Genomic DNA, 24,232 nt, shown 5'->3' with positions numbered 1-24,232 from the left:
CGCGAGCCTCCGCCTGGCGCTCACTCCAGCCGCGCGGAGCCCACCGTCATCACCATGTCGCGCAGGTGCTGCGCCTCGAAGGGCTTGGCGAGCACCGGGTTGCGCACTTCCTGGAGGAAGCGCTTCGTCTCCGGGGTGAACGCGCCGCCGCTGATGAAGACGATGCGGTCATGCAGCCCCGGCCAGGTGTCGCGGACGGAGTGGTACACGTCCATGCCCGTCAGCTCCGGCATCATCAAGTCGCAGAGGATGACATCGAAGGCCCTGTCCTGGCCCAGGTGCGCCAGTGCCTCGCGGCCATTGGCGACGGTGACCAGCTCGTGGCCTCGCAGCAGCCTGCGCATCAAGTCGAGCACGCGAGGCTCGTCATCCACCACCAGCACGCGTCGCCCCAGGGACGGAGGGCCGACCCGGGGGACCGGCGCGACGAAGGCGTCATGCTCCGCACGGGGCAGGAACACCTCCACGGTGGTCCCCTGGCCCGGCTCACTGCTCACGCCAATGCGTCCCCCCAGCGCGGAGATGATGTCGCGACAGATGGCCAGGCCCATGCCCATGCCTTCGCCCGAGCGACGCGTGGTGAAGAGCGGGTCGAAGATGCGGGGCATGACGTCCGCGGCGATGCCGCAGCCGGTGTCGCTGATGGAGAGCCGCACCTCATCGGCCTCGGCGCGCAAGGCGACGGTGATGCGGTGCTGGGAGGCGTGCCCGTCGGGGATGGCGTGGGCGGCGTTGAGCACCAGGTTGAGCAGCACCTGGCCCAGCTTCGTCGCGGTGCCACGCACCCGGGGCACTTCCGTGTCGTAGTCGCGCACGACTTGCGCCCGGTGGCGCAGTTGGTTGGCCGCCATCCGGAGCGTGCTCTCCGTGACGGCCTTGAGGTCCACCGGCTCCATGGCCTCGGCGCTCGTGGCAGAGAGGGCCTTGAGGTCCGCGACGATGCGCTGGATTCGCAGCGTGCCCTCCAGGGCTTCGTCGAGGACCTGGCGACATTCCTCGTCGGTGGGCTCGTTGGGGCCGGGCAGTCGCTCGCGCAGGTATTCGAGATTGCCCGCCGTGTACGCGAGCGGGTTGTTGATTTCGTGCGCCAGCCCCGCCGCGAGGATGCCGAGGGACTGCGCGCGCTGCTCCCGCTCCTTCTCCTGGAGGAGCTGCGCATCCCGGCGCTTGCGCTCCACCGCGTTGACCAGCACGTGGCCCGTCAGGCGCATCAGGTGCCGCTCTTCCGGCTTCCACTCCCGCGGCTGGTCCATGGCGTCGAACCCCATCCAGCCGATCAACCGGCCCGCGAGCAGCAGCGGCGCGTTGATGTAGGAGCGGATGGACAGCAGGGCGCAGAGGCGACGCTCCTCGGTGGCCTCGAGGGGAAGCTTCGCCGCGTCCGTCACCGTCACCATGCGGCCCGCGCGCAGCTCGTCCAGCGACCAGCGGAAGTCCACCACGGAGCGTCCCCGGTGGGTCGCCAGTCCGTGGGGCTGCATGCCGTGAGTGCACCACTCGTAGGAGTCCGACAGGTGCTCGCCGTCGTCGGAGAGCAGGTTGACGTAACCGCGCTGCGCGTCGATCTGCCGGCCAAGCACTTCCAGCGCGGCGCGGACGCCAGCCTCCAATTCGTCGGGTGGCAGGTTGAGCAGCTTCTGGGACGTGTCGGTGAGCAGCGACCAGCTCTTGAGCAGGAGCCCCAACTCCCCGCGCATCTCCCGCAGGGCCTCGGCTTCCTGGCGCAATGTCACCTGCGCGCCCTCGGGAAGCCCCGGGGCTCGCGTCACGCTGAGTTGATCCAGGACGTCGGCGGACTGCTGGAGTCGCTCCAGCAGTGTCCGAGAGTCCGTTGCCTCGGCGGACAGCGCTGGGCTGCTCCGCTGCTGCTCGGCCATTGATTACCCCCTCCCGTCCCCGCACAGGCTTCCCCAACCTGTGGCGCGGATTTCAGCTCGGCCGAAATTGTGCCACCAGTTTGTTCTCTGCATCCAGTGTGCAGTTTTAAAAAATGCAACCGGGCAACAGGTGGTGGCGGCGACTCAGGGGGAGGTGGGGGGAGGGATGCCCAGCGGCTCCGGAGTAGGAGGGGGCGCGAGGCGAAGTTGCCTGCCGCCCTTGAATCCGCGCCATTGGATGTAGCGGCGGAAGTCCTGGAGGAAGGTGTCGGGGGAGAGGCCCACGGCCTGGGTGAAGGCCTCGGCGAAGTCGGGCCCCTGGCTCATGGCGTGGAGGATGCCCCGCACCACGGGCTCGCCGTAGCGGCGGGCCAGGAAGGTGAAGGCGTGGTGGGCGGCCCCGTAGACGATGTCGCTCTCGCGTCGGTAGAGGGTGTCGGCCTGGGCCAGCGGGTCCGCGCGGGGATGGGTGCTCCAGTAGCGGGCGAGGTCCTCGAGGGAGGTGACGCGGTAGCCCTGCTCGGCGGTGTACGAGGCCATGCCCTCGCGGAACCACAGGGGGATGCGCTTGCGCGTCCAGCCCAGGCGGTCCGAGGCCACCTGATACATCAGGCTGTGGGTGAGCTCGTGCAACAGCAGCTCGTCCACCTGGGCCTGGCTTGCGCCCAGGAGCGTCCAGGTGCGGGGGCTCTGGAGTTCGATCTGCTCATAGCGGGCCCACGCGCGCAGGAAGTCATGGTCCGGGCGGTTGGCGGCGCGCTCCAGGGCGGCGTGGTTGGGGTGGATGATGATGGCGACGGAGTCGTCGAATGTGCCCCAGCGGGCCATGCGCGGCAGGGCGCGTTCGACGGCGAGGCGGACCTGGGTGGCGGCGTCGGAGTCTCGCGGCTGGAACTCCAGGGTGATGCGCGCTCCGCTGGCGGTGGGCGTGCCGGGCCTTCGCATGGCGTCCGTCGGAACGTCCATGGTGGTTCGTCGCGGCGCGGAGCAGCCGGCGAGAAAGCCCAGCACCAGCAGGACCAGGGCGTGGCCGAGGCTCCCCTGTCTTCGCATCCATCCCCTCGTCACGAGCCTCACTCCACCCCGAGCCAGCGCAGCACCGCGCGCCCCACGTCCGCGACGGTGGTGAAGCCGTCGACGTCCGGCGCGGGGGGGCCGAAGTAGAGCACGGGGACGCGGTGCAGGGTGTGTCCTCGCGTGGACAGGTCCTCGACGTTGCCGTGGTCGCTGCACACCATCACCCGGGCATCGGCGGGACGGTGTGCCACCACGGCGCGCAGGAAGGCGTCGAAGGTGTCCAGCGCGGCATGGGCCGCGACGAAGTCCTGCGCGTGGCCGGCCTCGTCCGCGAGGTAGTGCTCGAAGAAGGTGAAGTCCGCGCCCGCGGCCACGCGCCAGAAGATGTCGGCGGCCTCCTCGGGCGTGCGCTCGGGGGCGGGCAGGCCGTAGGCGCGAGCGTTGGCGCCGGTGATGTCCGGGGTGAGGCCGTCTCCGGCCCGGGCGTCCTCCAGCGTGCGCAGGGGCACGGGGCCCGCGGCGAAGGCCAGCTTCGAGGCGGAGGGCTTCATGCGGCGCCGGGCCTCGGGGGTCGGAGTGAACTCCGGAGGCAGGGTGGTGGGGCGCCGGGGGACGCCGAGCGCGTCCAGGTAGGGCGCGGGGTAGGCGTTGGCGAAGGTGGCGGTGCGGCCGGCCGCGAGCAGGCGCTTGACGATGGAGCGGTCCGCGAGCATTCCGCGCAAGGGGGCGTTGGGGTAGCCCAGCACGTGCTGGCCGATGAGGGCGGGGGCCGGGTCTCCCGTGAGGATGGCCGTCTGGTTCGAGGCGGACTGGGGCCTTCCGGACACGCCGAACGTCGTGTCCACGGGGCTACAGCGCCCTCCGTCCGGCAGGGTGGGGCCTGGGGCGTCCTGGAAGAAGGAAAGCAGGTGTTCACGGTGGGCGAGCGGGTTGATGGCCGGGTCCTTCCGGCCAATGCCCACACCATCGATGAACAGGAGCGCGACGCGCACGGCTCGCGACTGTATCCTCGAAACAGAACGCATGGCCCTCCACGGCGACCTCTTCAGCTATCCGCTTCCCGAGTTCCTTCAATGGTTGGACAGCTCCCGCAAGACGGGGACGCTCCAGCTCTCCTGGGAGGCCGGCGAGCGGAAGCTCTTCCTTCTCTCCGGTCAGGTCGGGGCCACGGCCTCCGAAGGCCTGCGTGGGAGGGTGGCCCGGCTCCTCGCGTTGGCGAAACTCGCCTCCGGCGCCAAGGTGCTCGCCGCCTTCGACGAGCTGTCGCGCACGCCGGACGTGGACGCCGCGTTCGACGTGCACGGGCTCCAGTCGCGGTGGATTCGGGATTTGGGCCGCGAGGAGCTGTTCGCGGCGATGACGGACCTGACGATTGCCGAGCGGGGGACGTTCCACTGGACGGAGGACGCGGACCGCTCGGGCGAGGACTGGGTGCCGTCCGACATGAGCATCCGCGAGCTGTTGTTCGAATCGCTGCGCTGGGTGGATGAGCAGCCGGACGTGGACAAGGCGCTGCCCATCGACGCGCTCAGCGTCCGCGCGTTGACGCCGCCCAGCCCGAGCCAGCCGCTGATGCATCGAATCATCCTGGGGTTGTGCGCGACGCCGCAGAACCTGGGACGTCTGCGGCTGTCGATGGGCGTGTCCCGCTCGTCGGTGACGCGGCGGGTGTACGAGTTGCTCCGGGCGAAGCTGGTGGAGGTGGATGGGGCGCCGCAGGTGGAGGCGGACCCGGTGGCGGAGATGCTGGAGAAGGGCGCGGTGCTGATGCGCGAGGGCCAGTTCGACGCGGCGGGCATCGTCTGCGCGTCCTTGCTGGCGAGCGACCCCGCGGACCGGCGCGTGCGCGAGTTCGCCCGGCTGGTGCAGCGTGAGCACGTCGCGGCGCTGTACTCGGACATGCCGCCGCTGCTGGTTCCCCTCGTGATTCACGACCCGCAGGGCATGTCGCTGCTCAAACCCGAGGAGCGGCAGATCGCGGGCCTGGTGAGTGGGACGTGGGATGTGTCCACCATCGTCCTGGCGAGTCCCGCGAGGGAGCTGGAGACGCTCAAGACGCTCGCGAAGTTGCACCGCATGGGCTTGCTGCAGCTCACCGCGCCGCGCTGACCGGTGCGCCCGAGTCGGCTCCGCGCTGCTCGAGGCGGCGGAGTCGGCTCCACACGGACCGAGGTGCAGGAGTTGGCTCCGTGCTGGCGGAGGCGCCCGAGTCGGCTCCGCGCCCCGTGCGAAGTGCCGGGGCGCGCTGCCGTCCGCGCTGCTACTCCGAGGCGGGGAGGCCCACCGCGTTGAGGCGGACGAAGGTCTGCATCAGCACATAGAGCGCGAACGCCGCGTCATCGACGCGCAGGTGTTGCTGGGTGGCAAGTCCCTGGATGCGCAGCAGATCCGCCCCATCCACGCGGAGCAGGAACGCCTGTTGCGCCAGCGTGCCCTCACCCGCGAACGCCAGCGAGCGCCGGATGGCGTCCGTGCAGGCCGTGACGCAGGTGGAGTAGTTGCCCGCCATGAACGCGGCCTCGGCCGCGCGCGCGTGGTCGAACAGGTCTCCCGGCGCCAGCGCGCTCACCGCGCCGAGCAATTTGGCGGAGGTGGCCTGCGAGATGGGGGCCGCGATGGGAGGCGGAGGCGGCGCCACCATGGGCTCCACCCGGGGCGGGGGAGCAATCGCGGGGAACGAGCCCGAAGGACGATGGGGCACCGGCGTCGGCATCATCGCCACGGCGGGGCCATGGCCCGAGGGCGGGGCCAGATGCGACGAAGGGGGCGGCTGCCGGTGCTGGAGGTGCTGGGCGAGCTGCGCTTCCAGTCCCGCGGGCTGCACGCCACCGACGGGGGCCACCGGGCGCGGCGGCGGGACGATGCGCTTGGCGCGCAGGTCCTTGATGACCAGCCGGGTGATGGCCTTGAGCGTGTCGAGCACCCCGCGCCCGTTGGTGGCGGCGGTCTCGAAGTCCGGCACGTTGCGCGGGTTGAGCTCCTGACGGAGCTGCTCCACGGGCAGCACATTCTCCAGGTCGCGCTTGTTCCACTGCATCACCAGCGGGAAGCGGTCCAGCCGGATGCCGTGCTCGAAGAGGTTCTCTTCCAGGTTCGCCAGCGACTCGCGGTTGGCGTCCATCGCGTCCGGCTGCGAGTCCGCCACGAAGACGACGCCGTCGGCGCCCTGGAGCACCAGCTTCCGCGTCGCGTTGTAGAAGACCTGGCCGGGCACGGTGTACAGCGCCAGCCGCACCGAGCAGTCCCCGACGCGCTCCACCTTCACGGGGAGGAAGTCGAAGAAGAGCGTCCGGTCGCCTTCGGTGGCGATGGACATCATCTCGCCCCGGTGCGCGGGCCGGACGGTTTCGTAGATTTTCCGCAGCGAGGTCGTCTTGCCGGACAAGCCAGGTCCGTAAAAGACGATTTTGGCGGCCACCTCGCGGGCCATCAGGTTCACGCTGCTCACGGTGTCAGCTTTCCTAGAACGACTCGACGCTTCGCGCCAGTTGCGGACGGGACATTCGCGGGGGTTCCCACGAGGAATTCGGCGGCCAGCAACGCGAACAGGGCCGCTTCCTTCGCTCCTTCCGGAAATCCCAGGGTATCAAGCCGGCGGACGGGAAGGGGGGCCAGCCGCTCCTCGAGCCGCTCCATCAACCGGGGATTCCGGGTACCCCCTCCCGAGGCGTACATCGCCTCCAGACCTGGAGTGCGAGGCAGGACCCACGTCTCGTACGCCCGTGCGGTGCTCTCCACGGTGAACTCCAGCGCGGTGGCCATCAAATCATGGGGGCGGTCCGCGTAGCGCGCCCACAGGCGCTCCACCATCACGTCACCGTAGCGCTCGCGCCCGGTGCTCTTGGGAGGAGGCTGCGCGAGGAACGCGTCCGTGAGCAGCTCCGCCAGCAGCTCCGGAATCACCTGGCCCTGTCGCGACAGGCTCCCGTCCAGATCGCACGCCAGTTTTCCCTGGGTAACGCGCCGCGCCAGCCCGTCCATCACCATGTTGCCAGGCCCGGTGTCGAAGGCGAGGGTGTCATCCAGTCGCGCGCTGATGACGGACACGTTGGCGATACCGCCGATGTTCTGCAGGGCGCGAGGGGCCTCGGGGCTTCGGAAGGCCACCCAGTCGAAGTAGGGCACCAGCGGCGCGCCATGGCCTCCGGCGGCCACGTCCCTTGTGCGGAAGTCGCTGACGACGGGCAGGCCCGTGCGCTCGGCGATGACGGAGGGTTCGCCAATCTGCAGGGTGGAGGGGAAGGCCGAGGTCCCCGGCGGCAGGTGCGCCATCGTCTGCCCGTGAGAGCCGATGGCGCTCACGTCCGAGAGCGCCACCCCGGCCCGCTCAATCGCCTGGAGCGCGGCGCGGGCGAAGTGCTCGGCCAACTCGAAGTCGAGCTGACTCAGGGAGCGGGCGTCCTGGGGCCCCAGCATCCGGACCACCAGCTCTGGAGGAAAGGGCGCGGAGACGTGGGACAGCAGGCGCAGCCGGGCTCCGCCGCCCGTGCCCGTCACCTCGCACAGCGCGGCCTCCACCGCATCCGCGCTGGTGCCGGACAGCAACCCGACGCACAGGCGCGGGCGCTGGGAGTCAGGGAGGGGAGGTTGGAGGCGCATGCCTCCAAGTCTAAGACTCGCCCCCCACGCCGCGCCGTCAGCGGCCGGGCGAGCGGGGGCTCCGTGCGTGCGCGCCCTTACGTCCCGGGCCGCCAAGCGCACGCAAGCCGTTCTCCTGGAGACGCTTCCGGGCCCCCCGGGCGTCCAGCCCCGTGAAGTGCATGGCCACGGCCACCTTCACCTCGCCGCCGGAGGCCTCCAGCAGACGCGAGGCTTCTGGAGCGGGCAGGTGCGTCAGCTCGGCCACCATTCGCGCGGCGCGGGCTCGCAGCTTCGCGTTGGCGGGGCGCACGTCCACCATGCGGCCCCGGTACACCTTGCCCAGCGCCACGAAGGCCGCGGTGGTGATGGCGTTGAGGATCAGCTTCGTCGCCGTGCCGGCCTTCAGCCGCGTCGAGCCCGCCACCAGCTCCGGCCCCGTGCGCGCCAGCACCAGGGTGTCCACGTCCGCGCGAGCTCTGGGAGGGTTGCAGCACACCAGCACCGTGTGCGCCCCACGCCGCTTCGCTTCACGCAGCGCGCCCCGGACGTACGGCGTGGAGGAGCTGGCGGAGATGCCGCACACGACGTCGAGAGGGCCCGCGTCGAAGGCGCGCACGTCGGAGGCGCCCGCGTCGGCGTCGTCCTCGGCGCCTTCCACGGCGCGAGTCAACGCCCGGCGTCCACCGGCGATGCGAGCCTGGACCTGGGAAGGAGGGCTGCCGAACGTAGGAGGACACTCGCTGGCGTCGAGCACGCCCAGACGTCCACTGGTGCCAGCACCTACGTAGAGAAATCTGCCGCCCGCCCGCAACGCATTCGCCACGGCCGTCGCTGCCTGGGTGACAGCGGGCAACGCGGGGCGAACCGCACGGACGGCAACGACGTCCTCGTCATGTAACCGGCGGACGACCGACCCGATGGAGCGTAGATCAAGGTCGTCCGCGCGGGGATGAAGCCGCTCGGTGGGAGGGAGTTTCTTGGATGAAGCGCGTGAGGACCCCACCCCCGAGCGCATTACTTCAAGCCGCCTTCGTCACCTTGCCCGCTTTGATGCAGCGGGTGCAGGCGAGAACGCGCTCCGTGCGGCCCTCGACGCTGGCCCGGACCTTCTGCAGGTTCGGGAGGGTTCGCTTCTTGGTCTTGTTGTTCGCGTGGCTGACGTTGTTGCCGACGAGCGGACGCTTGCCACAGATGTCACACTTCCACGCCATGACCTCTAACTCCTTGAAAACTGGGGCGTTGGACGCCTGCCGATAAAGAGCGGCGGAACCTGCCAGAAAGCCGCTTGGAAATCCAGCCTTTCAGCCGTTTGGATCAGCCCTTGAGCGGATCCTTCTTGTTCAACATGTCCTGAACCAGGCGTGCGGCGCGCACTCCGGCGAGCAGCTCGCCCTCCAGGCCGAGGCCGGGAAGCACCTCGCGGCCCGCGAGCAGCAGGTTCTTCACCGGGGTTCGCTGACTCAAACCGGTGACGCCCAGCACTGCTTCCGACTCGAAGCTGTAGAGCGGGTGCGGCATCAGCCGCGTGCCGCGCGAGCCGCTGGCGTCGAGGTAGGGCACGGAGCGCAAGAGCCGGTGCTGCGCGGTGAAGGGCATCACGGCGTCCAGCTGCGCGTCGATGCGGGTGGCCAGGGCCTGAAGGTGCTCCTCGCCCAGCTCCCGAGCGGACGCGGGGATGAAGACGCCGGCGCACACGACACGCAGGGCCTCCGCGTCCTTGCTCTCCTTGCCACCCGTGGCCGAGGCGCGCGCGGGGTGGAGCTGGAGCAGCATGGCGCCCAGCTCCGCGTCCTGGGTGTCCACGAGCGTCAGCTCGCCCAGGCCACGAGGGAGCGCTGTCTCCGGCACCACCCAGTTGACGGTGAAGAGGATGGATTTGGTCGTGGACTGATCCAGGTGCTCCATCAGGCCACGGTGGTGCTTCTTGTCCGTCACCAGCCGCCGCAGCGCGCCGGAGTCGGTGGCGGCTACCAGGCAGGCCGCGCGGTAGATGGTGTCCGAGCGGACCAGCTTCACGCCGGCGAACTTGCTGCCGTCAAAGGATAGCTCCTCGACGATGAAGCCGGTGGGGCTGTCGCGTCCGAGCACGTCGCCGCCCAGCTCCGCCAGCCGCCGGGTGAGCATCTCGCGCAGGCCGTCGTGACCGCCGGCGAAGAAGGAGGGCGCCGCCAGCACCTGGGACAAGGTCCGGGTGAGCGCGAGCGGCGACTCCGGCTTCTCCAGGTGGTTGATGAAGGGGCGCAGCCCGCGCACCAGGGAGGCCGCGGGGGCGTCCGAGGCCAGCCGGAGCGGAGTCTCCAGCCCGGGGTGGGCCTTGATGAGCTTCTTGAGGCCCCATCCCTCGAAGAATCCATCCGGGGGCAGGGCGGGGCGGGCCTTGAAGAAGGCGTCGCTCGCCTCGTGCTGCGCGGTGGTGCCGACCAGCGCGCCCAGCAGCGCCTCGCCTTCCTCGCCCAGCTCGCGCGTCACCTCGGCCTTGCGGCGCGTGGCGTCGGAGTGCAGGTCCATGCGGTTTCTTGGCAGGACGAGCTGCAGCTCGGGGGAGTGGGGGCGCAGCGCGCGCTGCACGGTGGTGGTGAGGCCCAGCTCGGTGAGGGCCTCCTCCACGGCGGGCATGGCCTTGAGGGGCGGCGCGACGAAGGGCGCGTAGGGGAGCACGTAGCCGCCGTGCTCGTAACCCGGGCCCATGCCGTCGTGCTCCACCAGCAGGACGCGGTGGCCGCGCTTGGCGAGCAACGCGGCCGAGAGCGCACCACCCAGCTGACTGCCCAGCACGATGACGTCATACACGTGCCGGGATGGACCCGAGGGAAGCTTGAGTTTGGCTGCGGACGTCATGAGGCGGGCAACACTACACAACGTCCCGCGCCGCTGGCTCCCTTTTGGCGCGCCGTGAAGGCCGGTGGGGGCGGAGTGACCCGGCCCCGGGCTCAGCTCCCCACGCCGAAGAGGCGCGCCTCCAGCTCGGGCGGAAGGGTGGTGAAGTCCGGGAGCGTCCAGAGGGCGCCGGCCTGTCGCAGCTGCGTCGAGGACGTCGTGGTGGTGATTCCCACCACGGGCATTCCAGCGTCGTGCGCGGACATGACGCCAAGGATGGCGTCCTCGAAGGCCAGGCACTGGGAGGGGTCGACGCCCAGGCCCTGGGCGGCCGCGAGGAAGATGTCCGGGAAGGGCTTGCCCCGGGAGACCTCCTCGGCGCCGACGATGCGGTGGAAGACGGGGCGCAGGCCCAGCCCGTCAATCACCAGCTCCCGGTTGCCGTGGGGGGCCGCGGTGGCGATGGCCATGGGGATGCCGGCCGCGCGCAGGCGGGAGATGAAGGCTTCGGCGCCCCGGTGCAGCCGCAGGTGGGGCCGGTAGAGGGTGCGGTAGTGGTTCTCCTTCTCGTCCGCGAGCCGCTCCAGTTCGTCGGGGGCGAGCGCGCGGCCGAGCAGTTCCGGGAGGATTTCTTCGTTCTTCTTGCCGGCGAAGCGGGTCTGGAAGTCGTCGGCGGTGAGGGACAGGCCGAGCTTGCGCGCGAGCGCCACCCAGGCCTGGTTGTGGAACACCATGTTGTCGACGAGGGTACCGTCCATGTCGAACACGGCGGCGCGCAGGGGCGTGTCGGAAGGTGTCATGGTTTCCCACCCATAGCGCGGCGGGGGACGGGGCGGTCCACGAATCGCGCGCGTCAGGCCGACATGACTGATATTCGGGGCTCCACATGAGTGATGGCGTGCTGATGGAGACGCGTGGGGCGGTGGGCGTGGTGACGCTGAACCGTCCGAAGGCGCTGAACGCGCTGAATCTGGAGATGTGCCGACAGCTGCATCCCCAGTTGGATGCGTGGGCGGCGGACCCGGCGGTGAAGGCCGTGGTCATCCAGGGCGCGGGTGGCCGGGCCTTCTGTGCGGGAGGCGACGTGCGCGCGGTGGCGGCGTCCGTGGCCGAGTCTCCTCGGGGCGAGCAGGAGCGGGTGTCGCGTGAGTTCTTCCGCGCCGAGTACGCGCTGAACCACCGCATTCACCATTTCGGCAAGCCGTACGTGTCGCTGGTGGACGGCGTCTGCATGGGCGGCGGGGTGGGGCTCTCCATCCACGGGGCGTACCGGGTCGTGACGGAGAAGCTGGTGTTGGCGATGCCGGAGACCGCGCTGGGGTTGTTCCCGGACGTGGGGGGCGGCTGGTTCCTGCCGCGCTTCCCGGGTGAGTCGGGGACGTATCTGGGGCTCACCGGGGCCCGGTGTAGCGCGGCGGACGCGATGTGGCTCGGCTACGGGACGCACCACGTGGAGTCCGCGCGGCTCGCCTCGGTGTTGGAGGCGCTGGTGAAGGCGGAGTGGGGGACGGGGCCGGCGAGCTCGGTGGTGGAGCGGATCCTCGCGGGCTTCCACGCGGACGCGGGGACGTCGGTGCTCGCCACGCAGCACGCGGCGATGGACCGGTGCTTCGCGGCGGAGCGGGTGGAGGACATCCAGCAGGCGCTCGAGGCGGAGGGCACGGCGTGGGCCCAGGAGACGTGGGCGACGCTGGTGCGCATGTGTCCGACGAGTCTCAAGGTGTCACTGCGCCAGCTGCGGATGGGGCGCACGCGGGACTACGACGAGATGGTGGCGGTGGAGTACCGGCTGAGCCAGTCGATGACGGCGCGCGCGGACTTCCGCGAGGGCATTCGCGCGGTGCTCGTGGACAAGGACAACAAGCCGCGCTGGCACCCGGGCACTCTGGGCGATGTCACCGAGGCGGACGTGGAGGCGTGCTTCGCGCCACGGGCGGGTGACGAGTTCGTCGTGTCGTCGAACTAGATGAGAGCGCCCAGCTCCACGGGCCCTGGCGGGCGGCTTCGTCGCCGGGATTGGGGAGGACCTGGAAGTCCCAGTCCAGGCGGCCGCAGCCTCGGCATGGAGGAGGCAGGCCGCCGACGTTGCGCCAGACGACGGTGAGGTCCGCCGGGTCGAGGTAGAGCGCCTCGGTTTCCGAGTCGTGCAGGTACTGCGTCTCGCACGAGGCGCAGCGGACGAGCTCGAAGTCCTCGTCGCCGAGCACCTCTCCGCCCCTGCGGCGAATCTCCTCGGGGCATGGCGAGAGCACGGACATGGAGGGGCTCTGGCGCGACAGGCTACAGGTCCTCGTCACTGACAACGGTGACGCCCTCGGAGCGGAGCAGCGCCGTGGTGATGCCCTCACCGGGCCGCAGTGTCCCGGACTCGTAGACGCGCTGGCTTCCGCAGGAGGGGCTCTTCTCCTTCAACAGCGCTACCGAAGCACCGAAGTTGCGCGCGGCGTCCAGGGCCAGCCGGGCGCCTCGCTTGAAGTCCTCGGTCCGGTCGACGCGAGCTTCTCGTTCCAGCGCCCGCGCCTGTCCCGCCCAGACGTCGACACCCGAGCCACCGCAGAGGTCCACGGGAGGACGAGGGATGGGAAGGCCCGAGCCCACTTCGGGGCAGACGGGAACGACGGCCTTGCCCTCCAGCGCCGCGAGCACTCTCTCAGAGCGCTGCGAGCGACCGTCGTACCGGCAGGCTTCCCCGAGCAGGCACGCGCTCACGAGCACCGTGGATGCCTCGCGAAGCGCCGTGCGCCTGTCGTCCTTTGACGGGTCCTCGCAGGTGCTTCCTGGCCCTCGCGAGCCCGTCACTTCACGGCTCCGGGGCTGCGCAGCGACAGCTCTCCCGCCGTCGCCACCGCCGTCACGCGAGTGCACATCCCATCCAGCGCGACCTGTCCCGTCACCGCGAGCCGCACGGCCAACGGATAGAGCCGATGCTCCTCGACGAGGATGCGAGCGCTCAGGCTCTTCTCATCGTCATCCGGCAGCACCGGCACGGCCGCCTGTCCGATGATGGGCCCGGTGTCCGTGCCCGCGTCCACGAAGTGCACCGTGCACCCGGCCACCTTCACGCCACGCTCCAAGGCCTGCCGCTGCGCATGCAGCCCTGGGAATGACGGCAACAGGGAAGGGTGGACGTTCAGCACCTTGCCCGTGAAGCGCCCCAGGAAGTCCGCGCTGAGCAGGCGCATGAACCCCGCAAGGCACACCCACTCCACGCCCGCCGCGCGCAGCGCCTCCAACAGCGCCGCCTCGAACTCCACCTTCGACGCGTGGGCCTTGTGGTCCACCACCACGGCCGGAACTCCCGCCGCGCGGGCCCGCTTGAGCGCGTAGGCGCCAGGCATGTTCGAAACGACGCAGGCCACCTCGGCCGGGAAGTCCTCCCGGGCGCACGCGTCGAGCAGCGCCTGGAGATTGCTCCCGCTGCCGCTGACGAGCACGCCCAGCCGGACCCGCCGTCCGCTCATGGCTCGATGACCGCCGTGGCCTCGCCCTGGCCCGCTTCCACGCGGCCCACCTCGCTGGCCTCCACGCCCCGTCCGCGCAGCACCTCCAGCGCCTTCGCGACGTCCTCCTGTGCCACCACGACGATGAGGCCCAGGCCCATGTTGAACGTGTTGAACATCTCGTCCCGGGCCACGCTGCCCAGCTTCGCGATGAGGTCGAAGATGGGCGGCTTCACCCAGGACTTCTCGCTCAGCACCGCGCGCGTCCCATCCGGCAGGCACCGGGGCAGGTTGCCCGGAATCCCGCTGCCGGTGATGTGCGCCATGCCCTTCACCTTCACCTCGGCCAGCAGCGCCAACGCGTCCTTCACGTAGATGCGCGTGGGCTCCAGCAGCGCGTCGCCCAGCGGACGCCCCAGGCCCTCGGGCGTCGCGTCCAGCGCGAGCTTCGAGTCCTCCAGCAGCACCTTGCGCGCCAGCGAGTACCCGTTGCTGTGCAGCCCCGAGGACGTCAGCCCGATGAGCGCGTCACCCGGCTTCACGCTCTTGCCGTCGATGATGGCCGACCGCTCCACCACGCCCACGCAGAAGCCCGCCAGGTCGTACTCGCCCCGCGCGTAGAAGCCCGGCATCTCCGCCGTCTCGCCGCCCAACAGCGCGCAGCCAGCCTGCTCGCAGCCCAGGGCGATGCCCTTGACGACCTCGGCCGCCGCGTCCACCTCCAGGCGCCCGGTGGCGAAGTAGTCCAGGAAGAACAGCGGCTCCGCGCCACAGGTGAGGATGTCGTTCACCGACATGGCCACCAGGTCGATGCCCACCGTGCCGTGCCGGCCCGCGGAGAAGGCCACCTTCAGCTTGGTGCCCACCCCGTCAGTGCCCGCCACCAGCACCGGCTCCCGGTACTTGCCCGGCGGCAGGGCGAACAGCCCGCCGAAACCGCCGACGCCCGCCAACACCTCCGGACGCATCGTCCGCGCGGCGAAGGGCTTGATTCGGTCGACGAAGGCGTCGCCGGCCTCGATATCCACTCCGGACTGCTTGTAGGTCGTTCCCACGGGCGGCCTTCTATCGGCCGGCGCGCCCGTTGTCTCGGCCAGCGAAAAGGGGGTGTCGGGTTTGAGGCGCGGACGCCTGCACACACTCGCTGTCCCACTGATCCGCACAACATGGAATTTGACCAGGGGGGGAGGGGCTGATTGACTCCTCGCAGGATGGGCGCCGAGGAAACCCTCTTTCAACGTTTCGGCAAGGAATTCTCAAAGGGCACCGAGCTCTTCCGCGAGGGAGAGGCCGGCCGGGAGATGTATGTCATCCAGGCGGGCAAGGTCTCCATCACGAAGCGCGTGCGCGACGTGGAGAAGACGCTTGCCGTGCTGGGCGCCGGAGAATTCTTCGGGGAGATGGCCATCATCTCCAACAAGCCCCGCAACGCGTCCGCGGTCGTCAACGAGGACGCTCGCCTGCTGGTCATCGACCCCAAGACGTTCGAGGCGATGATCCGCGGCAACGCCGAGATCGCCGTCCGGATGATCAAGACGCTGGCGGGGCGGCTCTCCGAGGCGGACGCCCAGATTGAGAACCTGCTCCACAATGATCCGGCCAGCCGGGTCGTCCACCAGCTCATCCTGCTGTCCCAGACCCGGAGTCGCCCGTCCGAAGAGGGCACCGAGGTGGATTTCGTGGTCCGCGACATGCCCCGCCAGATTGGCGTGGGCGAGCCCGCGGTGCGCAACGTGCTGGACCGGATGATCCGGGCCGGCCTCATCTCACGCAGTGGTGACAGAGTCACCGTGTATGACACGGCCAGACTCCACGACTTCCTCCAATACCTGGAGATGAAGTGGAAGTTCGGAGACCTCTAGCGTGAAGCTCCGAGTCCTCGGCTGCCACGGTGGCGAGCTTCCCACGTGCAAGAGCACGTGTTTTCTCGTCGATGACGTGCTGGCGCTCGATGCGGGCGCACTGACGGGGACGCTCTCGTTGGAGGAGCTGTGTCGGGTGGACCACGTCCTCGTGGGCCACAGTCACTTCGACCATGTGAAGGACCTGCCGCTGATGGCGGACCTGGTCATCGGTCGCCGCGACAAGCCCGTCACCATCCACGCCTCGCGCGAGTGCGCCAAGGCCCTGCGCGACAACATGTTCAACAACGCGCTCTGGCCGGACTTCACCCGCATCCCGACCAAGGCCAACCCCGTCCTGCGCATCAAGACGTTCCGCGCCGGCGGCACCTTCGAGGTGGGGCCCTACACCGTGCGCAGCGTGCCGGTGAGCCACCCCGTGGAGTCCTGCGGCTTCATCATCTCCAATGGGAAGACGTCGCTCGCCATGAGCGGCGACACCGGCCCCACCGACAAGCTCTGGAAGGCCCTCAACCAGACGCGCGACCTCAAGGCGCTCCTGTTGGAGACGTCCTTCCCCAACGCCCTCCAGTCGCTGGCCGACATCTCCGGCCACCTCACGCCCCACACCCTGGGCCTGGAGCTCCAGAAGTTCGAGCGCAACGGGACCTCCGTGATGCTCTACCACCTCAAGCCAGCCTTCGTGGCCCAGCTCAAGAAGGAGCTGGCGAGCATGCCGGTGGAAGTCCTGGAGCTGAACGACACCTTCGAGTTCTAGCCCCGTCCCAAGAGGGACGACGCGGCGCGCCACACGGAACGGTTGACGGGCGGAGACGGTCGGATTAACCCCCGGCCCCTCATGGCCTGGTTTTCGAAGAAGCCCCGCATCGCCGTCGACACCCAGCAGCAACCCGAGCCCGGTCCGTCTCGCATGGAGGGCTTGTGGGCCAAGTGCGAGAACTGCGACGAGATCATCTACCGGCAGGAGCTGGAGAAGCACTGGATGGTGTGTCCGCACTGCGACCACCATCATCCGTGGAACGCGCGCGCGCGGCTGGCGACGCTGCTGGACCCGGACAGCTTCGAGGAGTTCGACAAGGAGCTGGAGCCGCAGGACCCGCTCGGGTTCAGTGACACGAAGAAGTACAAGGACCGGCTGAAGTCCACGCGCAAGAACCTGGAGGAGAACGACGCCTTCGTCTCGGGCGTGGGCCGCATCGCCGGCCACCAGGTCTCCGTGGGCGCTTTCATCTTCGAGTTCATGGGCGGCTCCATGGGCTCGGTGGTGGGCGAGAAGGTGGCGAGGACCTTCGAGCGCGCGCACGAGCTGAAGTGCTCGGCGCTCATCTTCTCGGCCTCCGGCGGCGCTCGCATGCAGGAGGGCATCTTCTCCCTGATGCAGATGGCGAAGACGTCCGCGGCCATCGCCCGCTTCCGCACCGGCAACAAGCCGTACATCTCCGTGCTGCTGCACCCGACGACGGGTGGCGTGGCGGCGTCCTTCTCCTGGCTGGGCGACGTCATCATCGCCGAGCCCAAGGCGCTCATCGGCTTCGCCGGCCCTCGCGTTATCGAGCAGACCATCCGCCAGAAGCTGCCGGAGGGCTTCCAGCGCTCGGAGTTCCTGCTCGAGCACGGGATGATCGACAGCATCGTCAACCGCAAGGACCTGCGCGCGAAGCTCGGGCAGATTCTCGGCCTGCTGGGCTGAGTCCGCGCGGCTCGCGTCCCTGGCATGAGCGCGCCCCGCACACCGGAGGAGGCCCTGGGCTTCCTCTCCCGGCTCAACCCCTCCGGCATCAAGCTGGGGCTGGAGCGGGTGCGCGAGGCGCTCGAGGCCCTGGGCCACCCGGAGCGCCGCTATCCGGTGCTCCACGTCGCGGGCACCAACGGCAAGGGCAGCACCTGCGCCTTCGCCGCCACCGCGCTCCAGGCCGCGGGCCACCGCGTGGGGCTCTACACGTCCCCGCATCTGGTGCGCGTCAACGAGCGCATCCGCGTGGGCGGCGAGGACATCTCCGACGAGGACTTCGGCCGCGCCATCCTCGACGTGTTGGAGCGCTATCCCTCCGCCGTCGCGGAGCCGATGACGTACTTCGAGTTCGGCACCGTCGTCGCCCTGTGGCACTTCGCGCAAGCGGGCGTGGACGTGGTGGTGCTGGAGACGGGCCTGGGTGGGCGGCTGGACGCCACCACCGCCGCGCCGTCGCTCGTCACCGCCATCACCCCCGTCTCCTTCGACCACATGGAGTACCTGGGCAACACCCTGGGCTCCATCGCCGGTGAGAAGGCCGGCATCCTCAAGCCCGGCGTGCCGTGCGTCGTCGCCCGTCAGGAGCCCGAAGCCCTGGAGGCGATCGAGGCCCGTGCCCGTGCCCTGTCCGTGCCGCTCTGGGTGGAGGGCCGGGACTTCTCCGTCGAGACTCAGGCCGACGGCAGCCTGGCCTACAGGGGACCGGGCTGGAGGCTGGACGGTTTGCGGACCTCGCTGCGCGGACCGCATCAGCTCCAGAACGCTGGAGTGGCGCTGGCCTGTCTGGAGGCCCTCGACGCGCGAGGCATCGCCGTCACCCCCGAGGCGGCGCGAGCGGGCCTGGGCTCGGCGCGCTGGCCGGGACGGCTGGAGGAAGTAGGGCAGGGGCCCACTGTCCTGTTGGACGGAGCCCACAACCCCGCGGGTGTGGCGGTGCTGCTGGCGTCCCTGCGGGCGCTGTACGCGGGTCGCCCCATCCACTGCGTCTTCGGCGTGGTGGCGGACAAGGACCGGGGGCCGATGATGCGGGCCCTCTTTCCCGCGTGTGCTTCCGTACAGCTCACCCCCCTGGACACCCCGCGCTCGTTGTCACCGGCGGCCTATCTGGACGAAGCGCGCGCCCTGGCCGCCGACGTGGCCGCATGGCCCGACGTGGATGCCGCGCTGGCGGAAGCCCGGCGGCGAGCGGGCGTGGACGGCGTCGTGCTGTGCACGGGTTCTCTCTTCCTGGTCGGCATGGTGCGAGCCCGGAAAGACCGGACCCGAACGCCCTGAAGGGCCACCGCGAGACACCTGGACGACGGTGTTTCACCCAGAAGGACCAGGGCTCACCAGACGAGGCTCGTTGGGGTGACCTTGTAGGGTGGACCTTCGGTCTTCGCTGAGCAAGACGGGTGAGCAGAGGGACTGAATCCTTGGCGCGCTGCATCAGCCGCCGTAGATTCAAGATATGCGCCTGCCGGACTGGAGAGCCGCGACGACCACGGGACCAGCCATCCCCTCCATCGATGAAGTCGACTTCCGGGCGCTTTACTCGAAGACGAAGTACGTGGTGGAGACCGCGGACGGCTGGTCGTTGGTCATCACTCGCTACCGGCCGGTGAAGCAACCCTTCGCCCAGCCGCTGTTCGGTGAGCCCCTGCTGCTGGTGCATGGCTTCTCCCAGAACCGGCACACGTGGACGAGCGGACAGTTCGTCAAGAACCTCCTCTTCTTCGGCGTGGACATCCACATCCTGGAGCTGCGAGGGCACGGCAAGAGCTCCATCGCCTTCCAGAAGGAGCGGGCCGAGCGCTTCAAGCGCCCCCTGCCTCCAGACCTGGACTACGGCTGGGACATCGACAGCTATTTCCTCTACGACCTGCCCGCCGCCGTCTCCGGCGTGAAGCGCATCACCCGTCGCGAGCGCATCTTCTACTGCGGCCACTCCATGGGCGGGATGCTGGGCTACGGCTACACCGGCATCCACGACGACTTCGAGGGCCTCATCACCATCGGCGCTCCAGCGGACCTGGGGCGGGGCTTCATGCTGCTGCGCATGGTGGCGCGCGGCGCGCCGATGCTCGGCGGCATGGTGGACCTGACGCTCGCGGGACTGAATCTGGGTGGTGAGGTGGAGGGGCTGGGCAGGAAGGTGCTCGCGCGAGGCGTGGGCACGGTGAACGCGAAGCTGGGCAAGAGGCTGGAGCCCGAGGCGCGCCGCAAGCTGCGCTTCAACGCGATGCCGGTGGACCTCATCCTCAAGTTCGTCGAGCGGCAGATTGGCAAGGCGGAGGACTCGCCGCTGTATCAACAGCTCACCACGCGGATGAACCGGCTCATCAACCCGGAGCGCGTGGGCTCCGACGACATCCGCTGGTTGTTGCGCGAGGGCGGTGAGCGCGAGCCGCGCAAGGTGCTGGAGCAGTTCGCCCGCTGGATTCGTCGCGGGGAGATGGTCTGCTACCGCACCGGCTTCGACTTCAAGCGCGGCTTCGAGAAGATTCAAATCCCCATGGCCATCATCTTCGGGGACATGGACCCGCTGGCGTCGGTGGAGTCCACCCGGAGCGTGTATCGCGCCGCCAAGAGCGAGTACCTCCTCTGGCGACCGGTGAAGGGCAACAGCCACATCGAGCTGACGATGGGGCACGACATCCGGCAGATCTGCTACGACATCAAGAACCTCATCGAGTACGCCCGGACGCACCGTCACCGCACGCCGGCCCTGCCGCGCCTTCGCTGAGGGCCGTACGGCTGGAAAGTTGGAGGGTGAGGCGCGCGTGTTAGCATCCGCGCCCACTGTCAACGTGAAGGGGAGTGGTTGATGAAGGCCTCAGCGGTGTGGCTGCTCGGTGTGGTGCTCGTGCCCTTCTGGGCGCTCGCGCAGGCTCCGGCGAACCTGAACACCATCACCGGCGTGCAGGTGAATGGCGGGACGGTGACCATCACCGGCTCGAAGAAGGCGAACTTCACCACCTTCACCATGACGGACCCGCCCCGGCTCGTCATCGACATCGCGGAGGCCGTCTTCTCCGGCGTCCCCGAGGAGACGCAGGTGGGCAATGGCACGGTGACGGGCATCCGCACCGCCAGCTATGGCTCGGATGACTCCGCCATCGCCCGCGTGCTCATCGGCTTCGAGCGCGAGGTGGAGACGGACATCCAGGCCACCGACACGCAGCTCGTCGTCAAGGTGGTCGGCGGGGGCGGACAGGCCGTGGCCCAGGCTCCCCAGGCTCCCACCACACAGCCGGAGCCCGCCGCCGCGCAGCCCACCACGGACGGCACCGCCGCGAAGGCCGCCGCCGCGGCCGAAACCGAGCGTCAGGCCCAGGAGAAGGCCGCCGCCGAAGCCACCGCCCGCGCCGAAGCGGACCGTCAGGCGCAGGAGAAGGCCGCCGCCGAGGCAAGCGCCCGCGCCAAGCAGGACGCGGATGCCGAGCGCCAGCGCCAGCAGGAGGCCGAGGCCCGCGCCACGTCCCAGCGAGAGGATGAGCAGCGCGCCGCGAAGGCCGCCGCCGTCGAGCGCAAGCGTCAGGAAGAGGAGGCCCGTGCCTCCGCGCAGGCCGCCGCCGACGAGCGCAAGCGTCAGGAAGAGGAGGCCCGTGCCTCCGCGCAGGCCGCCGCCGATGAGCGCCGTGCCTCCTCCGAGTCCGCCGCCGAGGAGAAGAAGCGCCAGAAGGAGGAGGCGCGTGCCGCCGCGAAGGCCGCCGCCGAGGAGAAGCAGGCCGCCGCCAAGGCCGCCGCGGACGAGGCCGTCGAGGCCCGCCGTCAGCGTGAGGAAGAGGCCCGCGCCGAGCGCGAGCGTCGCCAGCAGGAGCGGGTGGCCTCCGCCACGCCGCGTCCGCGTCGCGAGGTGGCCAGCGGCTCGGACTCGTCCGCGGAGGTGTCGTCGCGGCGCAAGACGATGACGCTGGTGGGCTTCCAGCAGCAGCCGGGAGTCTCGCGCGTCTTCATCCGCACCAACGAGCCGGCGCGCTACACGGTGAGCGAGCAGGGCAACGCGGTGGTGCTGGAGTTGGAGAACAGCCGCATCGACCTGAACAACAACACCCACCCGCTGGACACGTCCTTCTTCAACTCGCCCGTCACGCGGGTGGAGGCGGACGCGAACGGCCGCGATGTGCGTGTCACCATCCAGCTCCGGCAGCAGGCCCCGGTGCAGGCGCGGCAGGACGGCAACGTCATTTCGTTGGATTTTCAGCGCACGGCTCGGTGATAAGGGCGACCGCGCGGCCGTGGCGCGGCATACCCTGCACCCCTGAATGAGCCTCCTCGTTCCGCTCGCCGCAGCGCTGCTGGTGTCGTCAGCGCAGATTCCGCTCGCCACCCAGGTCCAGCTCCCCTCCGGCGAGACGGTGGAGCTGGCCGCGGACTTCCTCACCTACGAGGCCGACAAGCAACTGCTCACCGCGCGCGGCCACTGCGAGCTGCGCACCGGTGAGATGCTGCTGCGCTCCGACGAGGTGACGTACGACGAGGCGAACCAGGTGGCCACCGCCACCGGCAACGTCATGTTCGTGGGCCCCGACGGCATGGCCGCGGTGGCGGACGACGTGCACGTGGACATCCGCACCTTCGTGGCCACCCTCAAGGGCGGCCTCTTCATGCAGAAGAAGGGTGTCACCCAGGAGGCGCTGCTCACGGCGAAGACGCCCCAGGAGCTGCGTGCGATGGGGGAGACGCCCATCATCCTCAGCGGCTCGCGCATCCGTCGCACCGGTCCCAACGCCTTCGTGGTGGATGACCTGGCCTTCACCCCGTGCGAGTGCGGCCCCGGAACGCCGACCTGGCGCATGGAGGCGAGCTCCGCCAACGTCATCCTCGGCGAGCGCGCCACGCTGACCTGGCCCGTCGTCTACATCCAGTCCGTCCCCATCTTCGCGCTGCCCTGGGTGTATCTGCCGCTGGCGGAGCGACGCACGGGCTTCCTCTTCCCCAGTCCGCAGTTCTCCAGCCTCAATGGCCTCGGCCTGGAGCAGCCCCTCTTCGTCACGCTGGGTCGCAGCTACGATTTGACGTTCACCCCGGGCTACTACCATGGCGCGCTCGTGGAAAAGACGCACGACCCCGATGGCAATTCCGAGACGAAGAACACGATTACCTACGAGGAACCGCGGCCCAACGGCGTGAAGGGCCCCCGGTTGCTCACTGAGTTCCGCTACGTGCCCAGCGAGCGGACGCGGGGGCGCGCCACGCTCGGGTTCCTCTACGACTCGCGGCCCAAGCTGGACCCCACGACCCTCGACTTCTTCCGCTATCCGGTGGATCCGAACGGGATCAGAAAAATCATCGACGCCCCGCGCGGACTGCGAGGAGAGGCTTCCTGGCAGCACTTCCAGGACCTGGGCTCGGGTTGGTACGACCGGGTGGACGCGTCGGTCGTCTCGGACGGCAACTACACCCGCGACCTCACCGCAGACATCCTCGTCCAGGGGCTGGATTACCTGCGCAGCACCGCCACCGTCTTCCGGCGACAGGAGGACTCCTACGCGGGCTTGGACGTCTCCCTGCGCCAGGACATCCGCTGGCCCTACCGCTTCTTCCAGGACAACCGCGTGCCGGCGGAAGTCGACCCGCTGCGGCCGGACCTGCCCTCACCGAGGACCTTCCAGCGACTGCCCGGGCTGGTCCTGTCGCTGCCCGAGCGCCCCCTCCTCGGGGGCCTCACCGGAGGACTGCGCGCGGAGTTCACCCGCCTGGCCCCCATCCATGAAGGCTTCGGGGACGAAGGCGTCGACGGCATCTTCCGACCCAATGGCAACTACCTCCTCCTGGGGGTCGGTGACGCGCCGGACCCCGGTCAATCCAATGCCCTCTTCGACTCGAGGGACCGCGAGGCCAGGGACCGCATCGACTTCACGTCCCGGCTGTCGACGTCGGTGGCGCTGGGGGACGTCGCGCGCGTGACGCCGTCGTTGTCGCTGCGCCAGGACGTGTGGGCCGGTGAGTACTCCGGCAAGTCGTGGCAGCGCGGCTATCCCATCGGCGGGCTCATGCTGGACACGCAGCTGAGCCGGACCTGGACGGGTGCGAAGACGAGCTACCGCCACAGCTTCGCGCCCTCCCTGGAGCTTCGCTACGTGCCGGGAGGGTGGGGGCGGGTGCCTTCGGCGGGCGCCGAGGATGGAGGCCTTGCCCAGCCCTACGACCAGATTGATCGGGCGGTGCCGCTCGCGCTCGATGGCTCCACCCGGGGCTTCCTCCAGGGTGTGCTCGCCGTGGACCAGTCCCTGCGCGTCAAGACGGGCACCCAGGTCCGTGAGCCCCTTCGGCTTCGCATCGGTCAGGGGTTCGACCTGACGCGCTACGTGCCGGCCGCCAACAAGCTGGGAGACCCCGAACCCGTCCTGCGAGACACCTTCGCGCGACTCAGCGCGAGCGCCGGCGTGTTGAACGCCGGAGGGCTGGTCCGGCTCGACCCCAGGTCTGGCCGCATCACCCAGCTCAGCGCGGACTTCGCCATCGACGACGGCAAGGGCAACGCCCTGTACGCGCGCTACGACGACATCCTCACTACCAGCCGGGAAGCCCTCGCCAAGGGTGATTCCCCCTTCGCCCAGGGTCCCGATACCCTCCGCCGCCCTCTAGATGCCTTGGTAGGCGGTGTATCCCGAGAAACGCCCGGCCTCCCTCCGGCCGAGCGGTCTCAAGCTCTCATCGCGGGTGCGCGTTTGAAGCTCGGATTTGGCCTCGGGGTGCGGTACGAAGCTCTGGTGCAGCCCCTTTACCAAGATCAAATAACCCAAGAGTACAAGCCCCTCGCCCAGCAGACACTGGGCGTGTCGTATGGGCCAGCGTGTGACTGCTGGCGCATCGAAGGGGTTGTGACTCTGCGACGTGATATCGGGTTGGAATTTTCCGATGTGAATGTCAGCGTCGCGGGTGTCGGATCGTTCGGTTCGGGCGGCTAGGAATCACCCC

22 protein-coding genes are annotated in these 24,232 nt (G+C 69.6%); 9 read left to right on the top strand and 13 right to left on the bottom strand.

Annotated elements, in window-relative coordinates; all coding sequences use genetic code 11:
* Positions 1-20 precede the first annotated feature (20 nt).
* The 3 genes from HUA78_RS15030 to HUA78_RS15020 form a co-directional block, all read right to left on the bottom strand.
* Positions 21-1,877: an ATP-binding protein gene (locus tag HUA78_RS15030; protein ID WP_174476543.1), complete on the bottom strand. Its 1,857-nt coding sequence runs from the start codon at positions 1,875-1,877 to the stop codon at positions 21-23.
* Between the two features lie 144 nt (positions 1,878-2,021).
* The gene (locus tag HUA78_RS15025; protein ID WP_174454987.1) at positions 2,022-2,930 is read right to left on the bottom strand and encodes a hypothetical protein; all 909 of its coding nucleotides are present in this window, start codon (positions 2,928-2,930) and stop codon (positions 2,022-2,024) included.
* A 20-nt stretch (positions 2,931-2,950) separates the two neighbouring features.
* Positions 2,951-3,886: a metalloenzyme gene (locus tag HUA78_RS15020; protein WP_174476542.1), complete on the bottom strand. Its 936-nt coding sequence runs from the start codon at positions 3,884-3,886 to the stop codon at positions 2,951-2,953.
* Between the two features lie 31 nt (positions 3,887-3,917).
* Here HUA78_RS15020 and HUA78_RS15015 point away from each other — a divergent pair, with 31 nt between their 5' ends.
* The gene (locus HUA78_RS15015) at positions 3,918-5,003 is read left to right on the top strand and encodes a DUF4388 domain-containing protein (RefSeq protein WP_141649099.1); all 1,086 of its coding nucleotides are present in this window, start codon (positions 3,918-3,920) and stop codon (positions 5,001-5,003) included.
* A 151-nt stretch (positions 5,004-5,154) separates the two neighbouring features.
* Here HUA78_RS15015 and HUA78_RS15010 read toward each other — a convergent pair whose 3' ends face one another.
* The 6 genes from HUA78_RS15010 to HUA78_RS14985 form a co-directional block, all read right to left on the bottom strand.
* Positions 5,155-6,342 carry a GTP-binding protein gene (locus tag HUA78_RS15010; protein WP_174476541.1) on the bottom strand — a complete coding sequence of 396 codons (1,188 nt, stop codon included), beginning with the start codon at positions 6,340-6,342 and terminating at the stop codon, positions 5,155-5,157.
* Positions 6,339-7,493, bottom strand: coding sequence for an anhydro-N-acetylmuramic acid kinase (locus HUA78_RS15005; RefSeq protein WP_174476540.1), 1,155 nt, complete (start codon positions 7,491-7,493; stop codon positions 6,339-6,341). Before HUA78_RS15005 ends, HUA78_RS15010 begins: the two co-directional genes overlap by 4 nt.
* Positions 7,494-7,530: 37 nt before the next feature.
* Entirely contained in the window at positions 7,531-8,490 is a 960-nt protein-coding gene (locus HUA78_RS15000; protein WP_174476539.1) for an N-acetylmuramic acid 6-phosphate etherase, read from the bottom strand.
* Between the two features lie 4 nt (positions 8,491-8,494).
* Positions 8,495-8,686, bottom strand: a complete 192-nt coding sequence (rpmB, locus tag HUA78_RS14995) for a 50S ribosomal protein L28 (protein WP_015348676.1) — start codon at positions 8,684-8,686, stop codon at positions 8,495-8,497.
* Positions 8,687-8,789: 103 nt separating this feature from the next.
* Entirely contained in the window at positions 8,790-10,313 is a 1,524-nt protein-coding gene (locus HUA78_RS14990) for an NAD(P)-binding protein (RefSeq protein ID WP_174476538.1), read from the bottom strand.
* Between the two features lie 92 nt (positions 10,314-10,405).
* Positions 10,406-11,092 carry an HAD family phosphatase gene (locus HUA78_RS14985; protein ID WP_141648197.1) on the bottom strand — a complete coding sequence of 229 codons (687 nt, stop codon included), beginning with the start codon at positions 11,090-11,092 and terminating at the stop codon, positions 10,406-10,408.
* A gap of 86 nt (positions 11,093-11,178) precedes the next feature.
* On the opposite strand from HUA78_RS14985, the gene HUA78_RS14980 reads away from it, so the two are divergent.
* A complete protein-coding gene (locus tag HUA78_RS14980; protein ID WP_174476537.1) occupies positions 11,179-12,258 on the top strand; it encodes an enoyl-CoA hydratase/isomerase family protein in 1,080 nt (359 codons plus the stop codon).
* Here HUA78_RS14980 and HUA78_RS14975 read toward each other — a convergent pair.
* The 4 genes from HUA78_RS14975 to purM are packed head-to-tail and all read right to left on the bottom strand — an operon-like array spanning position 12,188 to position 14,787.
* Positions 12,188-12,550 (bottom strand): hypothetical protein, encoded by a 363-nt coding sequence (locus tag HUA78_RS14975; protein ID WP_174476536.1) that lies wholly within the window; start codon positions 12,548-12,550, stop codon positions 12,188-12,190. The two genes, HUA78_RS14980 and HUA78_RS14975, sit on opposite strands and share 71 nt — an antisense overlap.
* 22 nt (positions 12,551-12,572) lie before the next feature.
* On the bottom strand, positions 12,573-13,091 hold the full coding sequence (locus HUA78_RS14970) for a DUF523 domain-containing protein (protein WP_174476535.1): 519 nt from the start codon (positions 13,089-13,091) through the stop codon (positions 12,573-12,575).
* Positions 13,088-13,753 (bottom strand): phosphoribosylglycinamide formyltransferase, encoded by a 666-nt coding sequence (gene purN, locus HUA78_RS14965; protein WP_174476534.1) that lies wholly within the window; start codon positions 13,751-13,753, stop codon positions 13,088-13,090. Before purN ends, HUA78_RS14970 begins: the two co-directional genes overlap by 4 nt.
* Positions 13,750-14,787, bottom strand: coding sequence for a phosphoribosylformylglycinamidine cyclo-ligase (gene purM, locus HUA78_RS14960; protein ID WP_141648192.1), 1,038 nt, complete (start codon positions 14,785-14,787; stop codon positions 13,750-13,752). The genes purN and purM overlap by 4 nt, the downstream gene beginning before the upstream one ends.
* Positions 14,788-14,943: 156 nt before the next feature.
* Here purM and HUA78_RS14955 point away from each other — a divergent pair, with 156 nt between their 5' ends.
* From HUA78_RS14955 to HUA78_RS14925, 7 genes are all read left to right on the top strand, one after another.
* Positions 14,944-15,594, top strand: a complete 651-nt coding sequence (locus HUA78_RS14955) for a Crp/Fnr family transcriptional regulator (RefSeq protein ID WP_141648199.1) — start codon at positions 14,944-14,946, stop codon at positions 15,592-15,594.
* Position 15,595: 1 nt separating this feature from the next.
* On the top strand, positions 15,596-16,351 hold the full coding sequence (locus HUA78_RS14950) for an MBL fold metallo-hydrolase (protein ID WP_141648191.1): 756 nt from the start codon (positions 15,596-15,598) through the stop codon (positions 16,349-16,351).
* Positions 16,352-16,432: 81 nt separating this feature from the next.
* Entirely contained in the window at positions 16,433-17,284 is an 852-nt protein-coding gene (gene accD, locus HUA78_RS14945) for an acetyl-CoA carboxylase, carboxyltransferase subunit beta (protein ID WP_141648190.1), read from the top strand.
* A 24-nt stretch (positions 17,285-17,308) separates the two neighbouring features.
* Positions 17,309-18,601 (top strand): folylpolyglutamate synthase/dihydrofolate synthase family protein, encoded by a 1,293-nt coding sequence (locus HUA78_RS14940; protein WP_174476533.1) that lies wholly within the window; start codon positions 17,309-17,311, stop codon positions 18,599-18,601.
* Positions 18,602-18,776: 175 nt separating this feature from the next.
* A complete protein-coding gene (locus tag HUA78_RS14935; RefSeq protein ID WP_174454997.1) occupies positions 18,777-20,051 on the top strand; it encodes an alpha/beta hydrolase in 1,275 nt (424 codons plus the stop codon).
* A gap of 81 nt (positions 20,052-20,132) precedes the next feature.
* Complete coding sequence (locus tag HUA78_RS14930) at positions 20,133-21,527, top strand: AMIN domain-containing protein (protein ID WP_174476532.1); 1,395 nt, start codon at positions 20,133-20,135, stop codon at positions 21,525-21,527.
* A gap of 46 nt (positions 21,528-21,573) precedes the next feature.
* Positions 21,574-24,222, top strand: coding sequence for an LPS-assembly protein LptD (locus HUA78_RS14925; protein WP_174461926.1), 2,649 nt, complete (start codon positions 21,574-21,576; stop codon positions 24,220-24,222).
* Positions 24,223-24,232: the final 10 nt, after the last annotated feature.

The sequence above is a fragment of the Myxococcus sp. CA033 genome (assembly GCF_013336625.1).
GTDB lineage: Bacteria > Myxococcota > Myxococcia > Myxococcales > Myxococcaceae > Myxococcus > Myxococcus llanfairpwllgwyngyllgogerychwyrndrobwllllantysiliogogogochensis.
This window is presented reverse-complemented; position numbering and strand designations above follow the sequence as displayed.

What these genes read in the sequence shown, in the direction of transcription:
- HUA78_RS14930 (WP_174476532.1), top strand. Translation starts at nt 20,133, where the DNA reads ATGAAGGCCTCAGCGGTGTGGCTGCTCGGTGTGGTGCTCGTGCCCTTC.
- HUA78_RS14990 (WP_174476538.1), bottom strand. Translation starts at nt 10,313, where the DNA reads ATGACGTCCGCAGCCAAACTCAAGCTTCCCTCGGGTCCATCCCGGCAC.
- HUA78_RS15025 (WP_174454987.1), bottom strand. Translation starts at nt 2,930, where the DNA reads ATGCGAAGACAGGGGAGCCTCGGCCACGCCCTGGTCCTGCTGGTGCTG.
- HUA78_RS14925 (WP_174461926.1), top strand. Translation starts at nt 21,574, where the DNA reads ATGAGCCTCCTCGTTCCGCTCGCCGCAGCGCTGCTGGTGTCGTCAGCG.
- HUA78_RS14975 (WP_174476536.1), bottom strand. Translation starts at nt 12,550, where the DNA reads ATGTCCGTGCTCTCGCCATGCCCCGAGGAGATTCGCCGCAGGGGCGGA.
- HUA78_RS14940 (WP_174476533.1), top strand. Translation starts at nt 17,309, where the DNA reads ATGAGCGCGCCCCGCACACCGGAGGAGGCCCTGGGCTTCCTCTCCCGG.
- HUA78_RS14985 (WP_141648197.1), bottom strand. Translation starts at nt 11,092, where the DNA reads ATGACACCTTCCGACACGCCCCTGCGCGCCGCCGTGTTCGACATGGAC.
- HUA78_RS15030 (WP_174476543.1), bottom strand. Translation starts at nt 1,877, where the DNA reads ATGGCCGAGCAGCAGCGGAGCAGCCCAGCGCTGTCCGCCGAGGCAACG.
- HUA78_RS14955 (WP_141648199.1), top strand. Translation starts at nt 14,944, where the DNA reads ATGGGCGCCGAGGAAACCCTCTTTCAACGTTTCGGCAAGGAATTCTCA.
- rpmB (WP_015348676.1), bottom strand. Translation starts at nt 8,686, where the DNA reads ATGGCGTGGAAGTGTGACATCTGTGGCAAGCGTCCGCTCGTCGGCAAC.
- HUA78_RS14980 (WP_174476537.1), top strand. Translation starts at nt 11,179, where the DNA reads ATGAGTGATGGCGTGCTGATGGAGACGCGTGGGGCGGTGGGCGTGGTG.
- accD (WP_141648190.1), top strand. Translation starts at nt 16,433, where the DNA reads ATGGCCTGGTTTTCGAAGAAGCCCCGCATCGCCGTCGACACCCAGCAG.
- HUA78_RS15005 (WP_174476540.1), bottom strand. Translation starts at nt 7,493, where the DNA reads ATGCGCCTCCAACCTCCCCTCCCTGACTCCCAGCGCCCGCGCCTGTGC.
- HUA78_RS15000 (WP_174476539.1), bottom strand. Translation starts at nt 8,490, where the DNA reads ATGCGCTCGGGGGTGGGGTCCTCACGCGCTTCATCCAAGAAACTCCCT.
- HUA78_RS14935 (WP_174454997.1), top strand. Translation starts at nt 18,777, where the DNA reads ATGCGCCTGCCGGACTGGAGAGCCGCGACGACCACGGGACCAGCCATC.
- purN (WP_174476534.1), bottom strand. Translation starts at nt 13,753, where the DNA reads ATGAGCGGACGGCGGGTCCGGCTGGGCGTGCTCGTCAGCGGCAGCGGG.
- HUA78_RS15015 (WP_141649099.1), top strand. Translation starts at nt 3,918, where the DNA reads ATGGCCCTCCACGGCGACCTCTTCAGCTATCCGCTTCCCGAGTTCCTT.